At 44.3% G+C, this 1,170-nt stretch carries 1 protein-coding gene and 2 rRNA genes; all 3 read left to right on the forward strand.

Translation table 11 applies throughout. The features are described from left to right. Window positions 1-482 (forward strand): 23S ribosomal RNA (locus tag A9G35_RS08645); the annotation flags it as partial. A 157-nt stretch (window positions 483-639) separates the two neighbouring features. Further along, window positions 640-755 (forward strand): 5S ribosomal RNA (rrf, locus tag A9G35_RS08650). A gap of 193 nt (window positions 756-948) precedes the next feature. Beyond that, window positions 949-1,170, forward strand: a 222-nt coding sequence (locus A9G35_RS08655) for a transposase (RefSeq protein ID WP_065636197.1), incomplete at its 3' end; no start/stop codon positions are given.

A 1,170-nucleotide genomic window follows, 5' to 3' on the forward strand; every position in this document is an offset into this window, starting at 1 on the left:
ATCGCTCAACGGATAAAAGGTACTCCGGGGATAACAGGCTGATACCGCCCAAGAGTTCATATCGACGGCGGTGTTTGGCACCTCGATGTCGGCTCATCACATCCTGGGGCTGAAGTAGGTCCCAAGGGTACGGCTGTTCGCCGTTTAAAGTGGTACGCGAGCTGGGTTTAGAACGTCGTGAGACAGTTCGGTCCCTATCTGCCATGGGCGTAGGAAAATTGAGAGGGTTTGCTTCTAGTACGAGAGGACCGAAGTGAACGCACCGCTGGTGTACGGGTTGTGATGCCAATTGCATTGCCCGGTAGCTACGTGCGGAATAGATAAGTGCTGAAAGCATCTAAGCACGAAACTAGCCTTGAGATGAGTTTTCCCTGAAGAGATTCAGTAAGGTCCGTTTGAGACTAAGACGTAGATAGGTCAGGTGTGTAAGTGTAGTGATACATTGAGCTAACTGATACTAATGAACCGAGAGTCTTAACCTTACAACTCGGAGTTGTTTTGGGTTACGCAGGAGTTATTGATAGCGTAGAAAAGCATCGATAAACGAAGAAGGATTGATAAAACAGTTTGTTCCGAATTGAGCGATTGATGTCGATATGAGATAATGGACATCAGTTGAGAAAGAGAAGACAGAATATGTCTGGCGGTAATAGCGCGGTGGTCCCACCTGACCCCATGCCGAACTCAGAAGTGAAACGCCGTAGTGCCGATGGTAGTGTGGGTATTACCCATGTGAGAGTAGGGTGCCGCCAGACTTTTAAATACACGAGCCCAGCAGCAATGCTGGGCTTTTTTGCTTTTTAGCTAAAATCAGCTGGTAAGTTGTCACAATATTAATGCTTAACTCTTCTTTAGTAGCTCAAATTTAATCTGTGGATCGGCTACACTAATTCATACAACCTTTTTAAGGGGTAAGGTAAACTTATCACAACTAAAAAAGGAACAAATATGAATAAGATTAAACGCAAAAGACGAACATTCACAGATGATTTTAAACAGCAAATGGTCAGTCTTTATCAACATGGTAAATCACGTAGTGAAATCGTTGCAGAATATGATTTGACGCCATCCGCATTGGACCGTTGGATAACGCAATCAAGCCAAAGTGGCTCATTTAAAACAAAAGATAATCGCAGTCCACAAGAACAAGAGTTAATCGCGTTGCGTAAA

The sequence above is a fragment of the Gilliamella sp. Choc5-1 genome, from assembly GCF_001690595.1.
Classification (GTDB): domain Bacteria; phylum Pseudomonadota; class Gammaproteobacteria; order Enterobacterales; family Orbaceae; genus Gilliamella; species Gilliamella apicola_M.